The organism is Priestia sp. MDV22-iso46, assembly GCF_058629175.1.
The window spans coordinates 245,071-270,842 of the sequence record NZ_JBZVWT010000001.1; the positions used below are offsets into that span (position 1 = coordinate 245,071).

General features: G+C 39.9%; 25 protein-coding genes and 1 pseudogene. 22 read left to right on the top strand and 4 right to left on the bottom strand.

Annotated elements, in window-relative coordinates; genetic code table 11:
- Nucleotides 1-9: 9 nt before the first annotated feature.
- Both AC4NPH_RS01280 and AC4NPH_RS01285 read left to right on the top strand, forming a co-directional pair.
- Complete coding sequence (locus AC4NPH_RS01280) at nt 10-972, top strand: quinone oxidoreductase family protein (RefSeq protein ID WP_098196593.1); 963 nt, start codon at nt 10-12, stop codon at nt 970-972.
- A gap of 104 nt (nt 973-1,076) precedes the next feature.
- Nucleotides 1,077-1,847 carry an SDR family oxidoreductase gene (locus AC4NPH_RS01285; RefSeq protein ID WP_098196592.1) on the top strand — a complete coding sequence of 257 codons (771 nt, stop codon included), beginning with the start codon at nt 1,077-1,079 and terminating at the stop codon, nt 1,845-1,847.
- A 22-nt stretch (nt 1,848-1,869) separates the two neighbouring features.
- Here the strand turns inward: AC4NPH_RS01285 and AC4NPH_RS01290 are convergent, their stop codons facing one another.
- Nucleotides 1,870-2,652 (bottom strand): SDR family oxidoreductase, encoded by a 783-nt coding sequence (locus AC4NPH_RS01290; RefSeq protein WP_013057413.1) that lies wholly within the window; start codon nt 2,650-2,652, stop codon nt 1,870-1,872.
- Nucleotides 2,653-2,959: 307 nt separating this feature from the next.
- On the opposite strand from AC4NPH_RS01290, the gene AC4NPH_RS01295 reads away from it, so the two are divergent.
- Nucleotides 2,960-3,157: a hypothetical protein gene (locus AC4NPH_RS01295; RefSeq protein ID WP_013057412.1), complete on the top strand. Its 198-nt coding sequence runs from the start codon at nt 2,960-2,962 to the stop codon at nt 3,155-3,157.
- Between the two features lie 142 nt (nt 3,158-3,299).
- Nucleotides 3,300-3,572 (top strand): hypothetical protein, encoded by a 273-nt coding sequence (locus tag AC4NPH_RS01300; RefSeq protein ID WP_013057411.1) that lies wholly within the window; start codon nt 3,300-3,302, stop codon nt 3,570-3,572.
- 29 nt (nt 3,573-3,601) lie between these two features.
- On the opposite strand, the gene AC4NPH_RS01305 is transcribed toward AC4NPH_RS01300, so the two are convergent.
- Nucleotides 3,602-3,838: a hypothetical protein gene (locus AC4NPH_RS01305; RefSeq protein ID WP_013057410.1), complete on the bottom strand. Its 237-nt coding sequence runs from the start codon at nt 3,836-3,838 to the stop codon at nt 3,602-3,604.
- A gap of 267 nt (nt 3,839-4,105) precedes the next feature.
- Here AC4NPH_RS01305 and yjcZ point away from each other — a divergent pair, with 267 nt between their 5' ends.
- The gene (gene yjcZ / locus AC4NPH_RS01310; RefSeq protein WP_013057409.1) at nt 4,106-4,243 is read left to right on the top strand and encodes a sporulation protein YjcZ; all 138 of its coding nucleotides are present in this window, start codon (nt 4,106-4,108) and stop codon (nt 4,241-4,243) included.
- A gap of 192 nt (nt 4,244-4,435) precedes the next feature.
- On the opposite strand, the gene AC4NPH_RS01315 is transcribed toward yjcZ, so the two are convergent.
- Nucleotides 4,436-4,636, bottom strand: coding sequence for a cold-shock protein (locus tag AC4NPH_RS01315; RefSeq protein WP_013057408.1), 201 nt, complete (start codon nt 4,634-4,636; stop codon nt 4,436-4,438).
- A 282-nt stretch (nt 4,637-4,918) separates the two neighbouring features.
- Between AC4NPH_RS01315 and AC4NPH_RS01320 the strand changes: the two genes are divergently transcribed.
- The 3 genes from AC4NPH_RS01320 to pdxR all read left to right on the top strand — a co-directional run bounded on the left by AC4NPH_RS01320 (nt 4,919) and on the right by pdxR (nt 8,619).
- On the top strand, nt 4,919-6,619 hold the full coding sequence (locus tag AC4NPH_RS01320) for a pyruvate oxidase (protein WP_013057407.1): 1,701 nt from the start codon (nt 4,919-4,921) through the stop codon (nt 6,617-6,619).
- A gap of 142 nt (nt 6,620-6,761) precedes the next feature.
- Nucleotides 6,762-6,995, top strand: a complete 234-nt coding sequence (locus AC4NPH_RS01325; protein ID WP_098314993.1) for a hypothetical protein — start codon at nt 6,762-6,764, stop codon at nt 6,993-6,995.
- A gap of 190 nt (nt 6,996-7,185) precedes the next feature.
- On the top strand, nt 7,186-8,619 hold the full coding sequence (pdxR, locus tag AC4NPH_RS01330) for a MocR-like pyridoxine biosynthesis transcription factor PdxR (protein ID WP_098196591.1): 1,434 nt from the start codon (nt 7,186-7,188) through the stop codon (nt 8,617-8,619).
- Between the two features lie 207 nt (nt 8,620-8,826).
- Here the strand turns inward: pdxR and AC4NPH_RS01335 are convergent, their stop codons facing one another.
- Nucleotides 8,827-9,027, bottom strand: coding sequence for a cold-shock protein (locus AC4NPH_RS01335; protein WP_013057405.1), 201 nt, complete (start codon nt 9,025-9,027; stop codon nt 8,827-8,829).
- A gap of 348 nt (nt 9,028-9,375) precedes the next feature.
- On the opposite strand from AC4NPH_RS01335, the gene AC4NPH_RS01340 reads away from it, so the two are divergent.
- The 14 genes and pseudogenes from AC4NPH_RS01340 to AC4NPH_RS01405 all read left to right on the top strand — a co-directional run bounded on the left by AC4NPH_RS01340 (nt 9,376) and on the right by AC4NPH_RS01405 (nt 25,752).
- On the top strand, nt 9,376-10,254 hold the full coding sequence (locus tag AC4NPH_RS01340; RefSeq protein WP_098196590.1) for an NAD(P)-dependent oxidoreductase: 879 nt from the start codon (nt 9,376-9,378) through the stop codon (nt 10,252-10,254).
- Between the two features lie 23 nt (nt 10,255-10,277).
- The gene (locus tag AC4NPH_RS01345; RefSeq protein WP_098196589.1) at nt 10,278-11,072 is read left to right on the top strand and encodes a GDSL-type esterase/lipase family protein; all 795 of its coding nucleotides are present in this window, start codon (nt 10,278-10,280) and stop codon (nt 11,070-11,072) included.
- Between the two features lie 13 nt (nt 11,073-11,085).
- On the top strand, nt 11,086-11,997 hold the full coding sequence (locus AC4NPH_RS01350; RefSeq protein WP_029322239.1) for an ABC transporter ATP-binding protein: 912 nt from the start codon (nt 11,086-11,088) through the stop codon (nt 11,995-11,997).
- The gene (locus tag AC4NPH_RS01355; protein WP_013057401.1) at nt 11,990-12,970 is read left to right on the top strand and encodes an ABC transporter permease; all 981 of its coding nucleotides are present in this window, start codon (nt 11,990-11,992) and stop codon (nt 12,968-12,970) included. The genes AC4NPH_RS01350 and AC4NPH_RS01355 overlap by 8 nt, the downstream gene beginning before the upstream one ends.
- A gap of 397 nt (nt 12,971-13,367) precedes the next feature.
- Nucleotides 13,368-13,814: a DUF6376 family protein gene (locus tag AC4NPH_RS01360; protein WP_491938537.1), complete on the top strand. Its 447-nt coding sequence runs from the start codon at nt 13,368-13,370 to the stop codon at nt 13,812-13,814.
- Nucleotides 13,815-14,625: 811 nt separating this feature from the next.
- Nucleotides 14,626-18,263 (top strand): annotated as a pseudogene (locus tag AC4NPH_RS01365) (multifunctional 2',3'-cyclic-nucleotide 2'-phosphodiesterase/3'-nucleotidase/5'-nucleotidase).
- A 288-nt stretch (nt 18,264-18,551) separates the two neighbouring features.
- Nucleotides 18,552-19,148, top strand: coding sequence for a TerD family protein (locus AC4NPH_RS01370; RefSeq protein ID WP_013057397.1), 597 nt, complete (start codon nt 18,552-18,554; stop codon nt 19,146-19,148).
- A 24-nt stretch (nt 19,149-19,172) separates the two neighbouring features.
- Nucleotides 19,173-19,751, top strand: coding sequence for a TerD family protein (locus AC4NPH_RS01375; protein WP_013057396.1), 579 nt, complete (start codon nt 19,173-19,175; stop codon nt 19,749-19,751).
- Between the two features lie 35 nt (nt 19,752-19,786).
- Complete coding sequence (locus AC4NPH_RS01380; protein ID WP_098277966.1) at nt 19,787-20,365, top strand: TerD family protein; 579 nt, start codon at nt 19,787-19,789, stop codon at nt 20,363-20,365.
- 94 nt (nt 20,366-20,459) lie between these two features.
- Nucleotides 20,460-22,076 carry a YceG family protein gene (locus AC4NPH_RS01385; protein WP_053487349.1) on the top strand — a complete coding sequence of 539 codons (1,617 nt, stop codon included), beginning with the start codon at nt 20,460-20,462 and terminating at the stop codon, nt 22,074-22,076.
- A gap of 18 nt (nt 22,077-22,094) precedes the next feature.
- Nucleotides 22,095-23,186 (top strand): toxic anion resistance protein, encoded by a 1,092-nt coding sequence (locus tag AC4NPH_RS01390; RefSeq protein WP_491938538.1) that lies wholly within the window; start codon nt 22,095-22,097, stop codon nt 23,184-23,186.
- A gap of 277 nt (nt 23,187-23,463) precedes the next feature.
- Nucleotides 23,464-24,234 (top strand): DeoR/GlpR family DNA-binding transcription regulator, encoded by a 771-nt coding sequence (locus AC4NPH_RS01395; protein WP_013057392.1) that lies wholly within the window; start codon nt 23,464-23,466, stop codon nt 24,232-24,234.
- Nucleotides 24,231-25,265: an oxidoreductase gene (locus tag AC4NPH_RS01400; RefSeq protein ID WP_491938539.1), complete on the top strand. Its 1,035-nt coding sequence runs from the start codon at nt 24,231-24,233 to the stop codon at nt 25,263-25,265. The genes AC4NPH_RS01395 and AC4NPH_RS01400 overlap by 4 nt, the downstream gene beginning before the upstream one ends.
- Nucleotides 25,266-25,278: 13 nt before the next feature.
- Nucleotides 25,279-25,752 (top strand): heme-degrading domain-containing protein, encoded by a 474-nt coding sequence (locus tag AC4NPH_RS01405; protein ID WP_055992841.1) that lies wholly within the window; start codon nt 25,279-25,281, stop codon nt 25,750-25,752.
- Nucleotides 25,753-25,772: the final 20 nt, after the last annotated feature.

The following is a 25,772-nucleotide window of genomic DNA, read 5'->3' on the forward strand; positions in this document are numbered from 1 at the left end:
AACTTATATATGAAAGCATTAGTATTTGAAAGGTTTGGAGGACCTGACGTTCTTCACTATCAAGATATACCAAACCCCTCTATTGGTCCAACAGACGTACTAGTAAGAACAAAAGCAATTGGACTTAATTTTGCTGATGTGTACCGAAGAAAAGGGAACTACCACTTAACGGGTAAACCTCCGTATATTTTAGGATATGAAGGAGCAGGTGTGGTAGAAGAAGTAGGAGCAGAAGTAAGTCACGTTAACGTAGGAGACCGTATTGCTTTTGCTGACGTCCCTTTTGCAAATGCAGAGCTTGTTGCCGTGCCACAGGATAAAATCATTGCGGTACCCGATGATATTTCGTTTGACGCAGCTGCTTCTGTGCTTTTACAAGGGTTAACGGCGCACTATTTAACACAAGACAGCTACGGCATTCAGCCTGGCGATTATGTGCTTGTTCACGCAGCTGCTGGAGGCGTAGGTCAGCTTTTAGTTCAAATTGTCAAGCTATTAGGCGGACAAGTCATTGGCTTAACGTCATCTTCTGAAAAAGCAAAAGCAGCGGCTCAAGCAGGCGCTGACTATGTCTTTTTATACGAAGATAACTGGGTGGAACAAGTGAAAGATGTAACGAAGCGAGGCGCAGATGTTGCCTACGAATCTGTAGGAGTTACGCTAGAAAAAAGCTTTGAAGCCGTAAAAACAGGCGGAACCGTGGTATTTTACGGAATGGCAGGAGGCGATCCGGCCCCGGTCGACCCGCGTATGCTGATGGATACCTCTAAAACGCTTACAGGCGGAGACTTGTGGAACGTGCTTGTGTCATATGAAGAACGTAAAGTACGTTCACAGCAGCTGTTTGAGTGGATCAGTAAAGGTCAGCTTGTGCTAACCGATCCCGTGGTGTTTGATTTAAAAGACGGAGCAAAAGCACATGAGCTGCTTGAAAGCCGGAAAAGTACAGGGAAAATTTTGTTAAGACCGTAACAGAAAAGCCCTTTAGTCAAGGGCTTTTTTCTGTTAGTAAAGGAGAAACTAAGGAACTGTCTAATATATATAGTAGATAAGTAGAGTGAAAGAGGTGAAGGTAGATGAAACATGCATTGATTACAGCGGGTCATAAAGGTATTGGCAAGAAGGTAACAGAACAGTTTTTTAAAAAGCAGTATTCCGTTACCGTCCATTTTCGAAGTGATAAAAATAAAGTGCGAGAACTGCAAGAAGAATGGCATCAATATAAAGACAACGTACAGTTTGTAGAAGGAGATATAACGAATAAAGCAGATATTGAACATGTCGTTGCGCAGGCTATGGAGCAATTTGGACGTATTGATGTTTTAATTAATAATGCAGGTCCGTATGTATTTGAAAGAAAAAAATTAATAGAGTACACAGACAGTGAATGGTATGAAATGCTGGAAGGTAATTTAAGCTCCGTTTTTCATTTTGTAAAAGCTGTTGTTCCAGTTATGAAAAAACAGCAGTTTGGAAGGGTTATTACATACGGTTTTCAAGATGTAGAGCATACCCCTGGATGGATGTACCGTGCGGCTTTTAGTGCCGCTAAGTCAGGGCTAGCTTCTCTGACCAAATCGCTTGCTCTAGAAGTAGCCGAATACGGGATTACGGCCAATATGGTCTGTCCCGGAGATATTGTGGGAGACATGAAAGAAAATGATATCATAACAGCAAGATTACTAGAAGACAAGGAAACGCCTGTCGGTCGATCAGGGACAGGAGAAGACATTGCGCGTATTATTGAGTTTCTTTGTGATGAAAACTCAGATATGATTACAGGCAGCATTATATCCGCTTCGGGTGGAGTAAACGTTTTTCATAAAAGTAAAAAAATAAGCCCCTGACGTTGATGCAGGGGCTTGTACGTTACAGCAGTGATTCTCCGCCATCAATAAACATTTCACTTCCGGTAATATGTTTGGACGCGTCAGAAGCTAAAAAGAAGATTAAATCTGCTACTTCTTCGGGCTTAGCCGAGCGTTTAGCAAGCGGCTGATTGCCATTTGGATATTCAATTGGAATCGCGACTTCTTTTAATTTGTCTTCTTGACGGAATGTATTGCTTTCAATATTTGTATCAACTGCTCCTGGGCAAATGACGTTTACCCGTATTCCGTATGTAGAAAGTTCAAGAGCTGCCATTTTGCCGAAAGCCATTTGGCCAGCCTTTGAGGAACTGTATGCGCTCATGCCGATATTTGAAAATGTACGGTTGCCGTTAATCGAGCTAGTAATAATAATGCTTCCTCCCTGAGCTTTCAAATAAGGAATAGAATGCTTTACGGTTAAAAAAGTACTTGTTAAATTTGTATCAATTGTTTTTGTCCAATCTTCTGGTGATAGTTCTTCAATAGAAGAGAACGTACCGTTGATGCCTGCGTTAATAGAAACAATATGTAATTGACTCCATAAGCTGCTGATCGTTTCGATACTCTCTTTTATACTTTCAGAGTCAGATACGTCTGTTTTAATGGCTATACACTCTCCGCCGCTCGACATGATGGTCTCTTTTACTTCTTGTAATTTTTCTTCCTCTAAATCTAAAAGAGCAACGCGCGCTCCTTGTTCAGCTAATGTAATGGCTGAAGCACGTCCAATTCCAGACGCCGCTCCCGTCACAAGCGCAACTTTCCCAGTTAATGCAATCATTTGTAACCCCTCCATATAAAAATGTTGTTTCCTTTCTTTAGCCTATACGAAGGAAATAAAAACCTCTTTTAAAATATTTGTGTTTAAATTTGCTGAAAGATGCCAAAAGGAAAAGAGAAAACAGCGGCGAATTATTAATATGACGCCAGAACATGGAAAAGCTAATGTCAAATGATCCTACTTGAGTAGCTAAAGATATACCCTGTCTTTTCAGAAGAATGTTTATATAAAATTTTACATCAGAGGGACTTGCAAATCGTTCCTTGAAAGCTTACACTAGTAAAGCACAGAAAAAGGACGGTGTTTTATGAAGAAGAAAAATAATGTGATTCCATTCCCGCAAAGAAGGGAAGCGGCTGCTTATGTTCCCGCTTCTATTAGCTTAGATAAGGATATTGTGGAATTTTTAGAAATTATGAATTTTGAAGATCGCAATGATTTTTTAAACGAAATGATTGATTCATTTTTTAAATATGTAAAAGGTGAAGAAGACGAAGTAAGATAAAAGGTAACGTAAAGACATCCAAAGAGATGTTTTTTATTTTGTGACCAATTGCTTAAAAGGCATGCTTAAGCCTCGTATAGTTATTTATGGTATAGTATACATTAGATACTATCTAGCAGGTGCAAATGCGAGGAGTGATAAGATGAGTGGATTTAAAAAAGACATTCGTGCCGGATCTGAAGAAACACACTCACTAGAACAATTAAAGCATGAAATGGAGCAAAGCCTGTGGAATTTAAGAAAAGATTTGCGAAATGAAAATCGCTCGGAAACGGAAATGGCAATGATTAAAATTTCGCTGCTGTCACTATTTGAGGAACAGGCAAATAAATTGAGTGAAACTGAGCTTTCTGACTACCTTGCCGATTACCACAAAAGAGTCGAGGAGTTATTCGACAGGTATAGCTATAAATAAGACAAGCATCCTTGCGGGGATGCTTGTTTTTATTTGAGCAAAATTCGCTTGTATTCATTGCGCTTCAGAGGTTTGGATACATACCCGTCGGCTTCTAGCTGATAAATAATGGTGGCAGCTGCATACACGCTAAAGGCATGATCAAGACCAAAGTAGTCTTGCAACGCGGCGACGCTCACTTCCTCTTGAAAGATTTTACTGCGATTCGATAAGACAATAGGGTAGACGTTTTTAACGATTTGCTTTGAAATTTCGAGTGTTAACATATTAAATCCCTCCCGTTTGAGTGTACATAACTAAACGTATTCAGCACGGTGTACATTCATGAAAAAGGGAGCGATTACATTTTTAAAAGATAAAGAAAAGAGGAGTAAATGCCCATAAAATCAAATGTTTTATCTTTTTGTGGGGCATGTTTGAAAAACGCAGTATTTTTAGTGTATGACAAACATTTTCAAAAGTTCTATGGAATTATTAGGAGCAATTTAACTAAATCCACATATCTTAAAGTATAGCAAATGGAGGTGAAACACATGGGATACTACGGAGGTTACGGATACGGTTGTGGTTATGGCGGCGGTGGCTGCGGCGGCGGTTTCGCTTTAATCATTGTACTTTTCATCTTATTAATCATCATCGGCGCTTCTTGCTTCGGCGGCGGCTGGTGCTAATTATTAAAAAATGATGACGACGCAACATCCACACTTTATTTCTTCAACTATTTCTTCCACAAAAGGTCTCTTCGGGATGAAGAGACTTTTTTAGTTTATTATTTATAATAACGTGTACAAACTACACGTTAAAAAGGTTTTATGCATGGTTCTACATAAAAAAAAGACTCTGATTTCAGAGTCTTTTTCTACTTATGCTTTTTGAACGTTAGCAGCTTGAGGTCCGCGTTGACCTTCTTCAACGTCGAATGTTACAGCTTGACCTTCGTCTAAAGATTTGAATCCTTCGCTTTGGATTGCTGAGAAATGTACGAATACATCGTCGCCGTTTTCGCGCTCGATAAATCCGAAACCTTTTTCTGCGTTAAACCATTTTACTGTACCTTTTTCCATGAATGTTGCCTCCTCGTGTGCTATGCACACATTGTATTACTATCCTTGCTCATGATCAAAATCTTTAAGACGAAAGTATTCACCTATCGATTGTTGCCGAACAAAAATAATTCTTCTTATAGAATAGCAAAAGTTAATGATAATTGCAAGGAATGAAGAAAATTTAACGAAAACGGTCATTCATTTAATGAAAGAAAACGAAAATTATACGAGTGAAAATAAGTAAGAAAGAGCGTATCAGGTCACACTATCTCTATATATAAGAAGAAAGGGGTCAGTCATATGTTTAAACAAAAAGCAGGGGAAAAACTGATTGAACTGTTAATTGAATGGGGCGTTGACCATATTTACGGCATGCCAGGAGACTCCATTAATTCAATTATTGAACCGCTTCGCAAAGCCCAGGACAAAATTAAATTTATTCAAGTGAGGCATGAAGAAGCGGGAGCTCTCGCAGCGGCTGCATATGCAAAGCTAACGGGTAAAATCGGTGTATGCACGGCTATTGCCGGACCGGGAGCGATTCATTTACTGAATGGTTTGTATGATGCAAAGTTAGACAAAGCTCCCGTTTTAGCACTTACGGGGCAAGTGGAGTCTGATCTTATCGGAAGCGATGCGTTTCAAGAAATTAATTTAGAGCGAATGTTCGATGACGTGGCTGTATATAACCAGCGAATCATGTCCGCTGAACAGCTTCCCACTGTTGTCAATCAAGCGATTCGAACAGCTTATGCTAAAAAAGGTGTGGCTGTGTTAACCATTCCCGATGATATCCCTCGTTTTGAAATCGGATCAGAAGCACGAGAAACATCAAGCATAATCGTTAAACAAGACGTCTTTCCTCACAGAGAAGACCTTGAAAAGGCAAAAGATTTGATTGGTAAAGCAGAAAGTCCGGTTATTTTAGCCGGTCGAGGCACACATGAAATGAGAGAAGAACTGCTTGCGTTTGCAGAAAAAATCGCAGCACCTATTGTTCTTACGCTTCCTGGAAAAGGCGCAATACCGGATGAACATCCGTATTGTCTTGGAGGACTTGGATTAATCGGGACAAAGCCAGCGTATGAAGCGATGCAAGAAGCGGATACGCTCATCATGATTGGAACGTCCTATCCGTTTACAGGCTTTTTGCCAGACCATGCGAAAACGATTCATATTGATATTGATCCTGCACAAATTGGCAAAAGATATCCTGTAGATGCAGGGCTTGCCGGAGAAGCAAAAACAACAATTCAGTGGTTCTTAGAAAACGTTGGCCGCTCAGAGCATCGCCAGTTTTTAGAGCAAAGTCAAGAACGTATGAAAAGGTGGTGGAGTCAGCTTGATACCCAAGAGGCAAAAGAAAGTCTACCTATCAAGCCTCAGCGAGTAATTCGAGCTCTTCAGCACGTAGCGGCTGATAACGCGGTCTTGTCCGTAGATGTAGGAAACGTCACAGTATGGATGGCGCGTCATTTTCGTATGACAAATCAGCAGTTTGTGATTTCAAGCTGGCTAGCGACTCTCGGATGCGGGCTGCCGGGCGCACTTGCTGGAAAAATTGCTTATCCGGATAAGCAGGTGTTTGCGGTCTGTGGAGACGGCGGCTTTGCGATGACCATGGCAGATTTTATTACAGCTGTTAAATACAATCTTCCGCTAGTTGTGGTGCTATTTAATAACCATAAAATCGGTATGATTAAATTTGAACAAGAAGTAATGGGAAATGCTGAATTCGGCACAGACTTAACAAATCCGAACTTTGCCAGGTATGCAGATATTTGCGGAGGTGTTGGCTACCGAGTAGAAAAAGAAGAAGAGCTGCTGCCAGCTTTTGAAAGTGCTGTTAGACAAAACAAGCCGTGTATTATCGATGTAATCGTTGATGCAAACGAAGCCCCTATGCCAGCTAAGATTACGCTAGGGCAAGCAACGGGTTATGCCAAGCATATGGTGAAAGAATTATTTCAAGAAGGCAAGCTAGATTTACCTCCTCTATAAAAAAGAGGCCGTGACGAAAGTAGTTTAGTTGAAGAAAGATCCGAACGATGAATCGAGATTCTTGATGGAGAATCAACTTCGTTTGGGTTTTTTTTATTGGCATGGTGAATGTAGTTTTCATGTATTTCGTTGCTTCTAGCAGTTGATTGGAGAGCAAGGCGAAGACTCCTGCGGGAAAAGCGGAATAGGTGAGACCCCGCAGGAGCGTATGCGACGAGGAGGCTCATCGGCCGCCCGCGGAAAGCGAAGTCTTGCACGGAAATCAACTGCGGTGTACCAAGCAACCCATATGAGCTCATGTATCCCATTTGTTCGTCTTCAGATTGGACTGGTTATGTCTCAATCTCTTTTTTATGGTGAAATTTATTCAATATGATTAACTATAAAATTATTATGTAAACTAAAATACCTAAAAATGAAAAATAGCTACTATTATAATTTTTGATAAAGTGGATGAGCAAAAAAACACCGAATTGGATGGTCTTTTTTTATGAAACTGCTTTAAGATAAGAGAGATAAAGGATAAACTACTAATAAGAAAGTTTAAATGTAAGGACTGACGCCGCATGAACTGGAGACCAGATCGCGCTAGCAAAAAAGCGATTTATAAACAAATTGCAGAATATATTGAAAGCTGTATTTCATCGGGAGCGTTTCCGCCGGATTCTATGCTGCCATCAGAACGAACGCTTGCTGCTGAGTTCAACGTGAACAGAAGCACGGTAGTAGCTGCTTATGAAGAGCTGCAGGCACTTGGAATCGTAGAACGTAAAAAAGGAAGCGGCACGCGAGTTAGTTCGAGCATCTGGGGAATTTCCCGTAAACGTATTCCAAACTGGGGGAGATATGTAGAAGACGGTTCATTTTTGCCTAATTTACCGCTCGTACAGCGAATAAGAAGCGAAGCTTTGCGAACAGATTTTGTAAACTTAGCCAGCGGAGAATTAGCTCCTAGCTTGTTTCCAAGTGAAGATTTTCAGCGAATATTAGCGGGCATGCCGTTTAATGAGCATTTAGGCTATGATCATCCTCACGGCAATGAACGTCTGCGTGACGCTATTGCTGCTCATGTTCATGAGTACCGGAAAATCTCCACCGATGCTAATTCCATTTTAATCACATCAGGTGCACAGCAAGCACTTCATTTGATTGTGCAGTGTTTGTTAAAACCAGGAGATGCAGTAGCGATTGAAGATCCGTCTTATAGCTATTCACTGCCGCTTTTTCAATCAGCAGGTTTACGAACGTTTTTGCTGCCTGTAGATAAAAATGGAGCCAACCCGGACGACTTAGTAGAATTACATAAAAAGCATCGCATTCGTATGGTTTTTTTAAATCCGTATTATCAAAACCCGACCGGTATTGTGTTATCAGAAGCGCGTCGAAAGCGGTTTTTAGAGCTTTCTTCAGAATACGGCATTCCGCTTATTGAAGATGATCCTTATTCACTCACGGCATTTGACGGAAATGTACATCAAACGCTGAAATCGATGGACGAGAACGGAAATGTCCTCTATATCAGCTCGCTTTCTAAAATTGTGGCATCGGGCCTTCGAATTGGCTGGATAGTAGGGCCAGAGCAAGTGATTCAGCGCCTGGCAGACGCTAAGCAGCAAATTGACTTTGGCCACAGCATCTTTCCGCAGTGGATTGCTTATCAATTCTTAGATTCTCCTACGTTTTCTTCGCATATTGAAAAGCTTAGACAAGAGCTCAAAAAGCAAGAGTATGCCCTGTCGTCGAGTCTGAACGAGTTGCTCGGATCAAAAGTATCTTTCGATTCGCCTCAAGGCGGGATTCACTTATGGTGCAAAGTGAATCAGCCGGTCGATGACTATCGTCTATTGGAAGAATCGCTTAAAAGAGGAGTGGCTTTTGTCCCAGGAAGCGTGCTGAGTTCTCAAAGCGGAGCTATTCGCTTTACGTTTGGCAGAGGAGAAGAAGAGGTGATTCGAGAGGGAATTAAACGATTTGCGAGCGCCCTAGAGAGTCTGGAATAGCTATAAACATAGGTAAACGTGCCGGATGAAAGTTTTATTTTATTATTTCGTATAGATTGTTATGATCTTGTGCTATACTAAGAGTACCATTAACTTTACTTCTGTATTTGTACCGACTGGCCCTGTTGAAAAACAGGGCTTTTTTTTTATGTTTGTACACAAAAAAACAGATCCTTTAAAGGATCTGTTTCTGATATGTTGTGTTTCTTATGCTTTTTGAACGTTAGCAGCTTGAGGTCCGCGTTGACCTTGTTCTACGTCAAATGTTACAGCTTGACCTTCGTCTAAAGATTTGAAGCCTTCGCTTTGGATTGCTGAGAAGTGTACGAATACATCGTCTCCACCTTCGCGCTCGATGAATCCAAAACCTTTTTCTGCGTTAAACCATTTTACTTTACCTTGTTCCATAATTGTTGCCTCCTCGTGCGGACTCGCACATTGTGGTACTATTCTTGCTCAAATCTAAAGACGAAAAGTGACAATACTCATACATCCCCACCGAACAAAAATAATTCTCTTACATCTTAGCAGAAATTTCCTATGTTTGCAAGCGCTTTATTTAAAAACCATTCGTATTTTTTTGACAAGTTTTTCATAAATCATGTCTAAAAAATGTCACATTTTGAACATTATAGAAAGGCTATTCTTTGTATTCGCTTTTACTGTAGTTATATAATAATGAAAATGTGCTTTTTCTAAAGATAGACGACAAGTATAAGAAACGTACATATTGAGTGCTGAAATGGAGTGGTAAAGATGAAGGTGGGTTTAATTGGTTTAGGAAATATGGGATTACCGATGGCGGAAAATATGATAAAGGCGGGTCATGAACTTGTTATTTATAACCGCACTGCTTCGAAGGCGGAAAGTCTTGTGAAAAAAGGAGCAAAGGTTGTGGAGACACCTGCTCAAGCAGCACAAGAAGCGAATCTTGTCTTTACGATTCTTTCCAATGACAAGGCTTTAGAAGAAGTAACGCTTTCAGAAGCCGGTGTACTTGAAGGCCTTCAAGAAGGTGGTATTCACGTCTCAGTGAGTACTATTAGCGTAGATTTGTCGGAAAAATTAACAAGCGCACATGCTGCATCAGGACAGCATTTTGTTGCAGCGACTGTTTTAGGTCGCCCCGACGCAGCAGCAGCTGCGGCTCTCAAAGTAATAGTTGCAGGTAATAAAGAAGCAAGAGAGCACGTTTGGCCGCTGTTTGAAGCGGTTGGTCAAACTATTTTCACTGTAGGAGACGAGCCTTACTTATCAAATGTAGCTAAGCTTGGCAATAATTTTTTATTAGTTTCGATGTTAGAAGCTGTTTCTGAAGCAGTAGTCATGGTAGAACAGTATGGCATGCAAGCGGAGGAGTTTCTTGAAGTGGTTAATAGCTTATTTGCATCTCCTGTGTATAAAAATTACGGCAATTTAATTGCTAAAAGAGACTTTGAACCAGCCGGGTTCAAGCTGGAGCTTGGACTAAAAGATGTAAACTTGGCTATTGATGCAGCCAAAAAAGTGTCCGCTCCGCTTCCGTTAGGAGAGCTTGTGAAAGGTCATTATGAACAAGGAATCGAAAATGGCTGGGGTCATTTAGACTGGTCCGCTTTACTAAAAACAGTTGAAGCTCTAAAAAAAGATAACTAAAAAGACGAAAAGGAGTGCAGCCAGTGAAAGCGAAAGGAAAGTGGGTATGGATTGTATCCTTTATTTCGATTATTTCGTGTCTGCTGTTTGCAGCTGGGCTTGGAATGTCTATTTATGATTATGTTAGCGCCTCAAAAGCTACTGTAAAAGAAATGCCAAAGCCAAAGCAGGAAACAAGCAGCAGTAACAAAAGTACAAAGAATTATACGATTGTCGCTTTAGGAGATTCACTGACAAGAGGAACAGGAGATGCAGCGGGAAAAGGATACGTTGGGTATTTAAAAGAGAATCTTGAAGAAAAAACGAAGAAGAAAATTCTCTTAAGTAACTTTGGAATAAAAGGTCAAACGTCTTCGCAGCTGGCAAGTCAAGTAAAGCAGCAGCAAATTCAGCGGCAGATTAAGTCGGCAGATACCGTGCTGATCACCATTGGAGGAAATGACTTATTTCAAGGCGGACAAACGCTGCAGAACTTAAATAAAAACAATATTCAAAAGCTAGAAAATGACTATTTAAAAAACGTAGACAGCATCTTAAAAAGCATCCGGTCGGCAAATAAAGACGCAACAATTTTTTTAATTGGTTTATACAATCCGTTTAGTAACCTGCAAGATGCAAAAACGACAACGGCTATTGTACGAGAATGGAATTACAGAAGCAGTGAATTAAGTGCTAATTATAAGCAAACTGTTTTTGTACCGACCTTTGATTTGTTTCAGCTAAAGGTAGATGACTACTTATATACTGATAAGTTTCATCCGAATGCAAAAGGCTATAAGCTAATCGCAGAACGTGTAGCATCGCTTATTACGTGGTAAGGGAGGGAATGATATGAGTGAAGTAACGCTTTCAGTAAAAGGACTGAAAAAAGTAATAGGAAAACGAGAAATTATCAAAAATATTGATTTTGAACTAAAAAGAGGCGAAGTATTTGGTTTTTTAGGGCCAAATGGAGCTGGTAAAACAACAACGATCCGAATGCTTGTCGGCTTGATTCGCCCGACGGCTGGTTCGATTTCTATCTGTGGATACAGTGTATCGAAGCAGTTTACAAAAGCGATGGAGCATATCGGCTGTATTGTTGAAAATCCTGAGCTGTATCCATACTTAAGCGGCTGGGAAAATCTGCAGCACTTTTCACGTATGATTCCTTCTATGACGGAAGAACGCATTCATGAAGTGGTGGAATTAGTTGGCTTACAAGAGCGTATCCACGACTTAGTTCGCACGTATTCATTAGGTATGAGGCAGCGTTTAGGAATTGCGCAAGCGCTTCTCGGAAAACCGAAAGTGCTCATTTTAGATGAGCCAACGAACGGACTCGACCCATCTGGGATTAGGGACATGCGTAAATTCATTCGCTTTTTAGCTGAAAGTGAAGGTCTAAGCGTCTTAGTATCGAGTCATTTGCTGAGTGAGATTCAGCTAATGTGTGACCGAGTAGCGATTATTGCAAAAGGAGAAGTTATTCACACAGAATCGGTGAAGACCCTGTTAACTCAGCAAGAGCGCTTACTGTGGAAGCTAGATCCGCAGCCTGCGGGAATAGACGTCTTAAAACAAGTGACGGACTTTGTGCAAGTGCAGGGGGAGTATGTCACTACGTTTTATGAAGAATCTGAAGTGGGAGAGTGGAACAAACAGCTCATTCAAGCAGGAGTAACGGTAAAAGAAATGAATCGAAAGCTTCCAACTCTTGAAGATTTATTTATCGAAATGACAGGAGGCGAATCGATTGATTAGTTTGGTTCAAAATGAAATGATCAAGCTCGTTCGAAAAAAGCGCCTGTTAATCGTTACCCTTATTATGGGCGTTTTGATTTCCATGTTCACATATGCTCAGCTTCGCGAAACGCAGCGCCTTCAAGAAAAGCTAGGAACGACCGATTGGCGCAGTACGCTGCAGCAAGAAATTATCGATACGCAAAACCGGCTGAGCGGAAGCCAAATTTCAGATGATTGGCGCAAGCAGCTTGAAATTCGCGTGGCGCAGCAACAGTATTACTTAGATAACGATATCAATCCTTCAGAACCAGGAGCCCCAACGTTTGTGCGAGGGTTCATTGAAAACGCCATTCAGCTTTTGCTGCCGCTGATGATTATGATTATTGCAGCGGATTTAGTGTCTTCAGAATACAGCTTGGGATCCATCAAGGTACTGTTGACGAGGCCTGTGAAACGCTGGAAAATCCTGCTTAGTAAATATATCACGCTCGTCATGTCTGTCTCGTTTTTAATTTTAATGTTTGGCGTTTTGTCGTATCTCATTTCTGGCGTTGTATTTGGATTTAAAGGCTGGACAGCCCCGATTCTTACGGGGTTTAGTGTGCAGGGAAATGACTTAAATACAGCGGACGTCCATTTAATTTCGCAGTGGAGATATATTTTAATGGAGTTTGGTCTTGCTTGGTTTGTATCACTTGTTGTTGGAACGCTTGCTTTTATGCTGTCTGTTTTAATTAAAAGTACAGCTGCTGGTATGGGTGTGATGCTTGCTTGTTTGATTGCAGGTACGATTTTAAGCAGCATGGTTTCTTCATGGCATTCGGCTAAGTATTTGTTTATGGTTAATTTAAATTTAACTTCTTATCTGCAAGGCACAGCTCCTCCGACTGAAGGAATGACCTTAGGGTTTTCCTTGGGTGTTTTAACCATTTGGGGACTTGCCGGGCTGCTCGTGTCGTTTCTGGTATTTACCAAAAAAGACGTGTACTAATTCCATATAAGTTGACGATAATCAGGAACGTACGTTATGATTGTATTAACAAAAAATGCTGTTTTGTTCAAAGGGGAGTAGCTCTTGCAGTAAAGTCGTCATTTCGAGATTATTATCTCCGGCTTTATTGACAATGCAAATTGTTAGCGAGACCTTTGCCAATGTTGCCATTGGTAAAGGTCTGGAGAAAAACACCTTTACCACATGTGGTAAAGGTGTTTTTTGTCATTTCAAAATGAGAGAGGAGCTTAAAAATGTCAAAACTATCGAGACTGTTAAAAAGCCCCGCTGTAAAAAAAGGAATAAAAAAAGCTGTACCTATTATTATGAAAGAGTTAAAGAAACGAAAATCGAAAAGAAGATAGCAGAAAAGAAAATAAGAAAGGTTGAGTGCTAAGTGAAAAAGTGGATGCTAGTCATATCAACTGCTGTTCTTTTTATGGTCGGAGGCTGTTCTTTTCTTGAAGATACAAGCAGTACGTTGAACTACGCAAACGATGCGAAAGATTACGTGAGTGAAGCACAAAAGTTTGCTGAAGAAATACCGCCTCTAGCGGAAAAAGCTGTTAATGACGACGAGGCAATAAAGAAGCTAGAGCAAAAGCTGCAGCAAATGAAAGGGAAAGCTGAAGAATTTAATAAAACAAAAGCTCCTGACATCGCTTCTGATGTGCACGATCAGCTTGTTCAACAAAACGAAAAAATCATTAGTGGAATTGAAACGTATGAAGCCAATATAAAGGATGGCAGCTTCAATCCAGAAGCGCTAAAAAACAGTGAATTGTTTCAATCAATTCAAGATGTATCAAGTATTATGAAACAAATTAAAGAATTAGGTCATTAAGAAAACGCAACTGAGAAAAAAGTATGTTAACTAAAGAAAATCCGAACGATGAATCAAGGTTCTTGATGGAGAATCAACTTCGTTCGGATTTTTTCATTTGTAAGGTGAACGTAGGCTTCACGTGTATAGGTGCTTCTAGCTGTGGATTGGAGGGCAAGACGAAGACTCCTGCGGGAAAAGCGGAACAGATGAGACCCCGCAGGAGCGCAAACGACGAGGAGGCTCATCGGCCGCCCGCGGAAAGCGAAGTCTTGCACGGGAATCCACAGCGGTGTCACAAGCGATTCATACTAGCTCATTGATCCTCTTTGTTCGCCTTTAGATTCGATTGATGTAGTTATGTCTTATGACTCAACATCGTTTTCTTGTTATAAATGTAAAATTATATAAATATATCTATTTATTAGAAGGCAAAAACCTTCTCTTTCTTTTTTACATCTACGAAATTTTGTTAGAAGCTGTGACAAACTTAATGTCTGCTTTTCATATCCTATGTATAGTACATATATACACACCGCTTGAAATAAATTTTTTTAAAAATTAAAAGAGGGCGTGGGAACGTTGATGTATTAGGTAATAAGACCCATTTAAAAAGGAGGGTTCATCCAATTAATAAAAACTATAGTCTTTGGTTTTAAAGAGAGAAACTAAAAAAAATTTTTTCGGTTTACAAAAAGTTAATAAAACGCATACAAATGGTTTACTAAAAAATCAAAAAATTTACATCCTTTATAAATCTTTTCTGCTATACTATTTTTGAACAGTTGCTAGATTTATAGCGATGATAACTTACTTGAAAGGTGAATGGTAGATGAAAAAGAACAAAAGTAGTAAAACGAAAAAAATCCTATCCACATCACTGGCACTTTCTCTATTATCTATGCCTCTTTTAACTACACAGGCAGGAGCGGAAGAACGTCATCCTGGACAAAGCTCACAGCAAAGCAAGCATCAAGGCCATAATAAAAAAGATGCGCTTGTGAACATACGCCTGATGGAAACAACCGATGTTCATACGAATCTATTAAACTATGATTATTTCAAAGATGCCTCTTACGAGAAAGTGGGTTTAGTTAAAACCGCTACCTTAATCAAAAATGCTCGAAAAGAAGTAAAAAACAGCTTATTAGTAGATAACGGAGACCTCATTCAAGGAACGCCCCTAGGCACGTATAAAGCTAAGATTGACCCGCTGAAAAAAGGCGAAGTTCATCCTGTATTTAAAGCGATGAATCAGCTAGATTATGATATTGCAACGCTTGGAAATCATGAGTTCAACTACGGATTAGACTTTCTAAAAGAAGCGTACAACGATGCGAACTTCCCTTACATAAATGCCAATGTCTATGTTGACGATCATGACAGCAACCCGAAAAATGACAAAAATAAATTTACGCCTTATAAAATTATGAATAAAAAAGTCGTTGATGAAAACGGTAAAAAACGAACGATTAAAGTCGGTTTCATTGGTTTTGTGCGCCTCAAATTAACGATTGGGACAAAGCAAACCTTGACGGAAAAGTCATTACAAAAGGTATTGTAGAAACAGCCAACAAGTACATTCCAGAAATGAAGAAAAAAGGTGCGGACGTAGTTGTCGCGATGGCTCACTCTGGGTTTAGCAGCAATAAGCAAAACACGGAAGATGTGATTTACTCATTAAGTGAAGTAAAAGGCATTGATGCTATTACGTTTTCACACACGCATAAAGTCTTCCCTGCTAAAACGGAAGCTGCGCTAGACGGTTTGTTCCTCGGAGCAGATAAAAAGCCTCTTCCTGGCGTCGATAATGCAAAAGGAACAATCAACGGCGTTCCGGCTGTCCAAGCAGGTTACGGCGGAGGATCACTTGGCTTAATTGACTTAACGTTAAAAGAAGAAAAAGGAAAATGGAAAGTAGTAAACTCTCAATCGTCCACGCGTGAAACGTATAAAGACGTAAAAGATGCGTCAGGGAAAACGGTTACGCAAAGTACGGTAGAACCGGATAAAGGTGTTGTTAAAGCGGTTCAAAAAGATCACGATGCAACGGTTAAATACGTGAACACACCAATCGGTAAAACGACGGATGATATTCACAGCTATTTTTCTCTTGTGAAAGATGATCCATCTATTCAAGTTGTAACAAATGCACAAAAAGACTACGTGGAAAAATACGTTTCTCAAAACAAGCCGGAATATAAAGACCTTCCGATTTTATCAGTCGGAGCACCTTTTAAAGCAGGAAGAAACGGCGTAGATGAATATACGGAAATTAAAAAAGGTGACTTAACGATTCGAAGCGCAGGTGACCTGTATCTATATGACAACACGTTAAAAGCGGTCAAAGTAAAAGGTTCCGTTATAAAAGACTGGATTGATATGTCTGCCGGTAAGTTTAATCAAATTACACCGAATAAAACGGAAGAGCAGGAATTATTAAATCCAAGTTTCCCTGTTTATAACTTCGACGTCATTGACGGCGTTCAATATCAAATTGACGTCACTAAACCAGCAAAATACGATGTGAATGGAAACGTGATTCATGCGGATTCAAGCCGAGTTGTTAACTTAACGTATAACGGTAAACCAGTTGACCCGAATCAAGAGTTTATCGTTGTGACAAATAACTACCGAGCTGGCGGAGGCGGAAACTTCCCTGGTCTAAAAGGAAGCGAGCTTGTGGTGGATTCAGCGGATGAAAACCGTCAAATTCTAATGGACTACATCACCGAGCAAAAAGAAATTACGCCTACAGCTGACGATAACTGGTCCATTGCACCAATTAACGGAACGGCTAACGTGACATTCACAAGCTCACCGCGCGGAGAAAGCTATTTAACTGAAGGAAGCAACATTACGTATACAAATAAAACGGATGACAAAGGATTTGGCATTTACAAAATCAACCTAAACGGTGAATCCAAAGATAATACAAAGGTACAGCTTTTAGGCATGAACGACCTGCACGGTCAGCTCGATACAGATACAAAAATTACGTCAAATGGCCAATCGCTGTTAGCTGGAAATATGAAGTATACAGCAGCAGCTATTCGTAAACAAGAAGCTGAAAATCCGAATACGCTTTTAGTTCATGCTGGAGATATGATTGGCGGAAGCCCGTTAGTTTCAGCGCTGTTTCAAGATGAGCCAACGGTTGAAGTGATGGAATCACTTGGATTTGATGTAGGCACGCTTGGAAATCATGAGTTCGATGAAGGCATTGCTGAGCTTCACCGTATGATTGAAGGGGGAGACCATCCAAAAGGAACAAAAGGATACGACGGCATGAATTTCCCGGTTATAGCGGCAAATGCTTATGATACTTCAACGAATAAATTAATTACAGAACCTTACGCGATAAAAGAAGTAGGCGGCAAGAAAATTGGATTCATCGGCGTTGTAACACAAGAAACGCCAAGCATGATTGTTCGTAAAGGAAATGAAAACTTAAAAATTACGGATGAAGCAGAAGCAATTGATAAATATACGGCAGAGTTGAAAAAGAAGGGTATTAAAGCAATTGTAGTACTTGCTCATAATCCATCTAATCAAAATGGAACGTCTACCGAATTTGATGCAGCCGATATCGCTAAAAAAATTGATGATGAAGTTGACGTTATCTTTTCAGCTCACAATCACGTATACAACAACAAAGTAGTAGATAACAAACTAATCGTTCAAGCTTATTCATACGGTTCAGCGTTTTCTGACGTAGACGTTGAAATCGATAATACGGGTGACATCGTGAAAAAAGATGCAAAAATTGTGACCGTTTATCAAAAAGACTATACGCCAGATCCTGAAGTTTCAAGCATTATGAAAAAGTATGAAGACTTAGCAGCACCTATTAAAGCAGAAGTTGTTGGAAATTCATCTACTGCTCTAGCAAAAGGTTATCCATCTAGCGGAGCAACGGGCGATATCGCGCTTGGAAACTTAATTGCTGACGGTATGAAAGCAGAAATGAAAGCTGACTTTGCGTTAATGAATGGCGGAGGCGTTCGTTCACAGCTTGATTCTGGTGACGTCACATACGGTGATTTATTTGCGATTCAGCCGTTTGGCAACGTCTTAAATAAAGTAAAGCTAAGCGGAGCAGATTTAGAAACGGTGTTAAACAATCAAATTACATCATCCGGCTTAGATTTCCATATTGCAGGCTTTAACTATACGTGGGATGGAAGCACCAATAAAGTAGTCGATATCAAGCTTCCAGATGGAAGTAAAATTGACAAAGAAAAAGAATATACAGTAGTAGTCAATAACTATATGTATGGAAATGAAAAATACGGTATTGGCGCACTTTCTTCAGATATGGAAGTGGGACCAGAAGATTTACAAGCAACGGTAAACTATATTAAAACACTTAATAGCCCGTTTGAATACAAAGCAGAAGGACGTATTCAAAACGTGGCAGCTGCTAAAACAGCTGAACAGCAAGAGCCTACTTTGAAAATAGCTCAATAAGCCAAAAAAGACTGTCTCATAACCCGGATTTCCGGTTTAGAGACAGTCTTTTTTTAGTAGGCTGACTTACCTTTTAAACTTTAAATCAACTAATTTATGTCACAACAGACCGCTTGATTTTTGAAACAATCACCAGATTGTGGTATTCTTTCCATGGAAAGAAGATTTACGTAAACGTTAAAAGTGGTATAAAAGATTTCACTATTTTTTCATTTATTTGCGCTATGATATAGAGCTATATAGAACCTGAAATAGAATATGTTCGTTACAGTAAAGGAGTAAATAAAAGTGGCTATTAATCTACAAAAAGGTCAAAAAATTGATTTAACAAAAGGAAGAGAAGGCCTATCTTCTATTACAGTTGGATTAGGATGGGATCCTGTAAAAAAACGCAGCTTTTTTGGTTTCGGAGGAAACGGACCAAGTATCGACTGTGATGCATCTGTTCTTATGCTAAATTCAAACGATAAGCTTGTAAGTAACTCAGCCGTTGTGTATTTTGGAAATCGTCACAGTAACTGCGGGAGCGTTAAGCATTCAGGCGATAACCTTACCGGAGCAGGTGAAGGAGACGATGAACAAATTTTTGTTGATTTAAAAAAAGTTCCTGGAAACGTACATAAACTTGTGTTTGTGGTCAACATCTATCAGTGTGTTGAGCGAAACCAAGATTTCGGTATGATTAAAAATGCGTTTATTCGCGTTGTAGACAGCGCTAAAAACGAAGAACTTGTCTACTTTAATTTATCTGAAGACCATTCAGGAGCAACCGCTTTGTTTGCAGGTGAAATTTACCGAGACGGGAAAGAATGGAAGTTTTCCGCAACTGGAGATGCAACGAGAGATACTGGATTAGGTGAAATTGCAAATAAATATACAAAATAAACAACTTGAAAAGAGGGAAACGAAATGGCTATTAATCTTTCAAAAGGACAAAAAGTAGATTTAACAAAAACGAATCCAGGATTAACAAACGTCGTGGTAGGTCTTGGATGGGACGTAAATAAGTATGACGGAGGAAACGATTTTGATCTAGATTCATCTGTTTTTTTATTAAACGGCGCAGGAAAATGTGCTTCAGAATCTGATTTTATTTTTTACAATAATACGACGGGTGCAAACGGAGCGGTTGAGCATACCGGAGATAACCGTACAGGCGTAGGTGAAGGAGACGATGAGCAGGTTCAAGTAGATTTGAAAAATGTGCCTCAATCTATTGAACGTATCGCGTTTACCATTACGATTCATGAAGCGGAAGCACGCGGTCAAAACTTCGGTCAAGTAAGCAACGCCTATGTTCGTATTTTAAATGCAACAAATGACGAAGAGTTAATTCGTTATGATTTAGGTGAAGACTTCTCTATTGAAACAGCAGTCGTGGTAGGCGAGCTGTACCGACACGGTGGAGAATGGAAGTTTAATGCTATTGGCAGCGGCTATCAAGGCGGCTTAGCGGCACTTGTAAACGACTTCGGTTTAAATGCCTAATCATTAAAGTAAGAAAATGTACGGAGGATGTTTTTATGTCAATTTCTTTATCAAAAGGTCAGCGCATTGACCTAACCAAAACGAACCCAGGATTAACAAAAGTAATAGTAGGTCTTGGGTGGGATACAAATAAATATGCTGGATCTCAAGATTTCGATTTAGATGCATGTGCATTTTTAGCCAATAAATCAAGCCAAGTTGTAAATGACGAGGAGTTTGTTTTTTACAACAATTTAAAAAGTCCAAATGGAGCTGTGGAGCATACCGGTGACAACCGTACGGGTGCAGGAGATGGAGACGATGAGCAAATCGCCGTTGATTTTTCTCTTCTTCCTGACCATGTTGGAAAAATCGGAATTAGCGTCACGATTCACGACGCGGATGCTCGAGGACAAAACTTTGGACAAGTATCCAACGCGTTTGTTCGTTTGATTGACGCTGAAACAAATGAAGAAGTGCTTCGATATGACTTAGGCGAAGATTTTTCGATTGAAACAGCTGTCGTTGTATGCGAGCTATACAAGCACGGAAACGATTGGAAGTTTAATGCTATTGGCAGCGGGTTTTCCGGTGGCTTGGCCGACCTTTGCCGCAACTACGGATTATCCGTATAAAAAAGACGCGGGATAAATGAAAAAGAAAGGGTGCTTTAACGAGTACCCTTTCTTTTTAGCATGTATATGTCTGAAAAGAAAGGAGCTGTAAGGCGTGAATAAACTAATTGATCCTCATATAATTAATCTTAACGAGCAGGATGGAACTTCTCTTTTTTCTCAAGATGTTTCTTTGCGAGGTGACTTTGTACAAAATGAGCAGCAAACTTCCTATAAGCAAGTGGCAGGCAGATATTTAGGCACTCATCTTGATGCGGACGAGTACGCAGCTTTTCTTTATGAGCTTGCACATTCTTCACCATCAATTATTGTCCTGCATGATAAGCTTGATAAGTCCATTTCGAATGATAGATTAAAAGAAGTCCAAACGATTCTTAAAATTAATCAAGAAGAACGCGGCCTTTCTGTCAATCGGCTGTTTGCTTTTTTAGAAGGGAAAAAGCTGATTGTGAAGTCAGAAAATCCTGCTATACATAGAAGAGTACGCGAAAAATTTATTGAAACGTTAACGTGTTTTAAAGAACAGCACGCAGAGGGCTTTATGGATGCACAGTTTCAACGCGTATTAATCGATTTAATAAAGTGGCAGTGGAATCATGTGAAAACTTGGATGCTGGATAAAGCCTTTCCTGAGCACGCGCCTCGCATCATGTGGTACGGAGATGCGAATAAAAGCGAGCAGTATTTTCTTCATTATTTGATTTTACTAGGTTTTGACGTCCTCACCTTTCATCCAGAGGGAAAGGATAATTTAAAAGAAGTAGATAAGAATCAACATTTAACAACGGTTTATACGTTTCCTTCTACTAGCTCGCTTTTTCCTTTTCCAACGGATAAACCGGTTCGAAAAGGTACGGTAGCATTTAGAGCGTCTCAAGAAATTGAGCAAGTGCTTCATTCAGAGGAGTCCATGCTGTATAAACCGTGGCAATTTCGTTCGTATTTTCCAACTTCAGTTACTCTTAAAACGACGTATGATGAGGTTTTTTTATTAATGAGAGAACGGGCGTTTATTCGTCCTAATTTTGGAGTGTCAAAGCCATATGTACACGTGCCGGTCCTGTTTTCAAAAGTACTTGGCATTTCTAGAAATCGAAAAGAGTACTGGAGTAAAGTGCATGAGCTCATGCAAACGGAAAATGAGTTAGCTCTGACGATTGATTCTGTTCCTTTTGCCAAAAAGATAGAGGGGAATAATCACTTTCACTATCAAGGAGCTCTCGGAAGTGATGGTACGCTCAGTCCAGATAAAATGATTGAAAGCAACTGGTGGCGCTATAAAGAGCTGCCTATCGGGCTTCAGAAAGGGCTCGCTGCAGCTATTTCCAGATATTGTGCACATTCAAAGCTCCTTCGGTTGGATCATGAAGATGCGTATCAGCATCAAATGTACTTGTTTAATCAGTCTTTGAAGCTTCCAAACAACGTGCTTCGCATGCTTCAAAAATTTGATTATACGCAGCACGTCCCCCGGCTCATTATTTATCACGGAAATGAACATGAAACGTTTACGCGTGAAGATGCAGCTTTACTGCTTCTATTAAATGAATTCGGCGTTGATATTGTTCTTTTTAATCCGACGGGTCAACTGGATATAGAAGCGTTCGTCGAAGAAAAATATTTCGATATGCACTGGCTAGAAGATATTAGCTTTAATGAAGAATTCAAAGAGCCGTCGCTCATTCAAAAATGGTTAAAACGAATCTTTTAAAGAAAGAAGGGTTTTTAAATGGCAACAAATGAATTACAGCCTTTAGATCTAAACGAAGCGGAAGAAGCTTTAGAAACAAAGCCTAATGAAGTAAAAGCAAAACTGCGAGAAGAACCGGAAGTACGTCGCTTAGCAGAACAAATTGATTATAAAAATCAGCTGGCTCTGCTTGAATATGGGAAAGAAACGGCCAATGAAATTTCCTCGTTTTCTGGAAAAGTGCTTAGTACAATTAAATCGTCCAGCATGGAAGAGTCAAGCCAATTATTAAAGCAGCTTGGAAAGATTATGGATAAATTTGGCGCAAAGGATTTTGTTGAAGATAAAGGGTTTTTCTCTAAGCTTTTTAAACGCGGTCAAAAAATAGTGGATAAGCTGTTTCAAAAATATGAAACGATGGGCTCTGAAATTGATAAAGTATATGTAGAGATTACAAAATATGAAACGGAAATGAAGCATTCGACCACAACGCTTGAACAGCTTTACGAGCAAAACTATCAGTACTATATGGAGCTTGAAAAATATATTGTAGCGGGCGAAGTAAAAGTAGAAGAATTAAAACAAGAGTTAAAGGTGCTTGAAGAACGAGCGTCGAGTGGAAATCAGCTGGCGGCAATGGAGCTTCAAACCTTAAAAAACGCAGTTGAGCTAATGGAGCAGCGATTATATGACTTAGAAATGGCAAAACAAGTATCTTATCAATCTGCTCCTCAAATCCGTATGCTGCAGCGAGGAAATACAAAGCTGATCGGAAAAATCAATTCTGCGTTTATTACAACGATTCCTATTTTTAAAAATGGACTTATTAACGCAATTGCAGCAAAACGCCAAAATTTAGTAGCCGAGTCAATGAACGAATTAGACAAACGCACAAATGAACTGCTCATTCGAAATGCAGAAAACATTTCACAGCAAAGCGTTAAAATTGCCAAAATGTCCGGTGTTCCTAGCGTAAAAGTAGAAACGATGGAGCAAACGTGGAATATTATTATGAAAGGAATGCAGGAAACAAAAGCAATCGAAGAAGAAAACAAACGTCTGCGTGAAGAAGGACTTGTTCGCTTGGAGCAATTTCAAGAAAACTTCAAGGCGCTTGAGCATAAGATGTAACAACAAAGCGGGAATCTTTACGATTCTCGCTTTTTTTTCATATACGTTTGCTAGAAGTCTGAATTGTTTAGAAGAGATTAGTCAAAAGCATGAAAGGGTATCAGATATAAAAGAAGTATTATCCAAAATAAGATAGTTATTTCCAAAAAGCGTTTGTGTACTTTTATATTTTAAGTTAAAAAATTAAAAAACTTAATATTTTTAAGTTTTTTCTGGCTTTTAGCTTTTATTTGCGCTACAATTAGCTCATATCAAAGTAAAAAAGGAGGGTATTCGGATGTATCAAGAGCAGCGCATGAGTGCGATTGTTGAATACCTTCATACAAACCGTACGATTATGTTAGACGAAATTTGCGATATGTTTACCGTTTCAAAAGATACGGCGAGGCGTGATTTAGTCAAGCTTGAAGAACACGGTGAGGTTATGAGAGTCAAAGGCGGGGCGACGCTATCGTCAAGTCACATCGTTGATTATAGTGAACGAACGCCTACCAAAGCGAAAGAACAAATTGCTAAAGAAGCAGCTTCGTTAATTTCGGCGGGCTATGATGTACTTTTAGATACGTCTTCTACCATCGCACTGATGGCGAAGTATATGGATGTAAAGCATGCAACTGTTATTACGAATTCCATTGATAATGTGGATTTGCTCGATCAATATACGACGTGTGATACGTTTTTGCTGCCGGGCAAGTTTAACGGGAAAAACCGTAACGTCACCGGGCCAAGAACGATTTCTACGTTGCAGGAATATAAAGTAGATCAGCTGTTTTTAGGGACATGCGGCGTTGGGGCAGAGAGTATTACATCTCCAAGTGAAGAAGAAGCGTTTTTAAAAAGACAGATGATTCAATGTGCAAGACAAGTGATTATGCTTGCGGATCATACGAAGTTTGAACGTGAATTTTTACACCGAGTATGTGATATGAGCGACATTGATATCTTGATTACAAATAAAGAGCCAGAAGCGGATGTAAAAGAAAAAATAGAACAAAATCAAGTGCGGCTTATCGTCACAGATTTTGATAAAGGAGAGGAAAAACGATGAAAAAAATAAAAGTAGGATTAGTAGGATACGGATTTTCAGCAACGGTCTTTCACACGCCTCTTTTAAGCGTGTTAGACGAATTTCATATTTCAAAAGTCATGAGTTCAAATCCTGAAAAGGTGAAGAGTGACCTAGAGGGTGTTGAAGTAGTAAGCAATCTGTCTGAACTTCTAGAAGATGACAGCATTGATTTAGTTATTATTACAACGCCTAGCGGCATGCACTATGAAATGGTGAAAGACGCACTTCGCGCAGGCAAGCATGTAATTGTTGAAAAGCCGATGGTCGTATCGGAAAAAGAAGCAAATGAATTAATTCAATTAGCAAAAGAACAAGATGTTCAACTAAGCGTCTATCATAACCGCAGATGGGATAATGATTATTTGACGGTGAAACAGCTGATTGAAGAAGGAAAATTAGGCGACGTTAAAATGTATGAAGCTCATTTTGACCGCTATCGTCCGGCTGTTCGAGACCGCTGGAGAGAAAATGAAGGACCTGGGTCAGGAGCGCTTTACGATTTAGGCTCTCATTTAATTGACCAAGCCTTACATCTTTTTGGAATGCCTGAATTTGTTCAAGCTGATGTGTTTGGTCAGCGAGATCATGCACGTACGGATGATTACTTCCACGTAGTGCTTGGATACGGTTCTCTTCGCGTCATTTTGCATTCAAGCGCCATTGTGCCAAGCAACGGGCCTCGTTTTCAAGTTCACGGAACAAAAGCAAGCTTTATTAAATATGGCATTGACGGCCAGGAAGATATGCTAAGGGCCGGCAAGAAGCCAGTGGGTGATACGTGGGGAGCCGACAGCCCTGAATACTACGGTAAGCTGACAACTGGCGAAGGAGAAACGGAAGAAATTGAAACGCTGCACGGTTCTTACGTAATGTATTATCAAAAAATCGCCGACAGCCTGCTTCGAGGAGAAAAACTTCCGGTTTCAGCAGAAGAAGCTCGTGACGTGGTTAAAGTCATTGAAGCGGTATTTGAAAGCAGCAAAGAAAAACGAGCGGTTTATTTTAACTAAGGAGCGAGAAACAGTGAGTAATCATTCGGCAGAGACGCTGCTTGAAAAAGTAGTTCAACAGGAAAAAGAACTGATCTTTCATCAATTTACAAATGACCAGGCTCTACAGCTCGGAATGGCCATTATTAATGAAGCAAAAAGCAAGGGTAAGGCAGTAACCGTAAGTATTAAACGAAATGGTCAAACTCTCTTTCAACATGCGATGGAAGGGGCTATTCCCGATCATGAAGAATGGATTAAACGAAAATCAAACACCGTTCTTCGTCACCATCACAGCTCGTATTATATGAAGCTGTACTGCGAGTTAAAAGATCGTTCTTACGCGCAGTTTTACGCAGCGAACCCTCAGGAATTCGAAGCAGTAGGAGGGTCATTTCCGATTTCGGTTAAGAACGTCGGCGTAATTGGAACCATTACCGTATCAGGTATGTCGCAAGAAGAAGATCATGCACTTGTGGCAGATACGATTCGTAGCTTTTTGCAATAAAAATAAGCGGACTTCGTTGG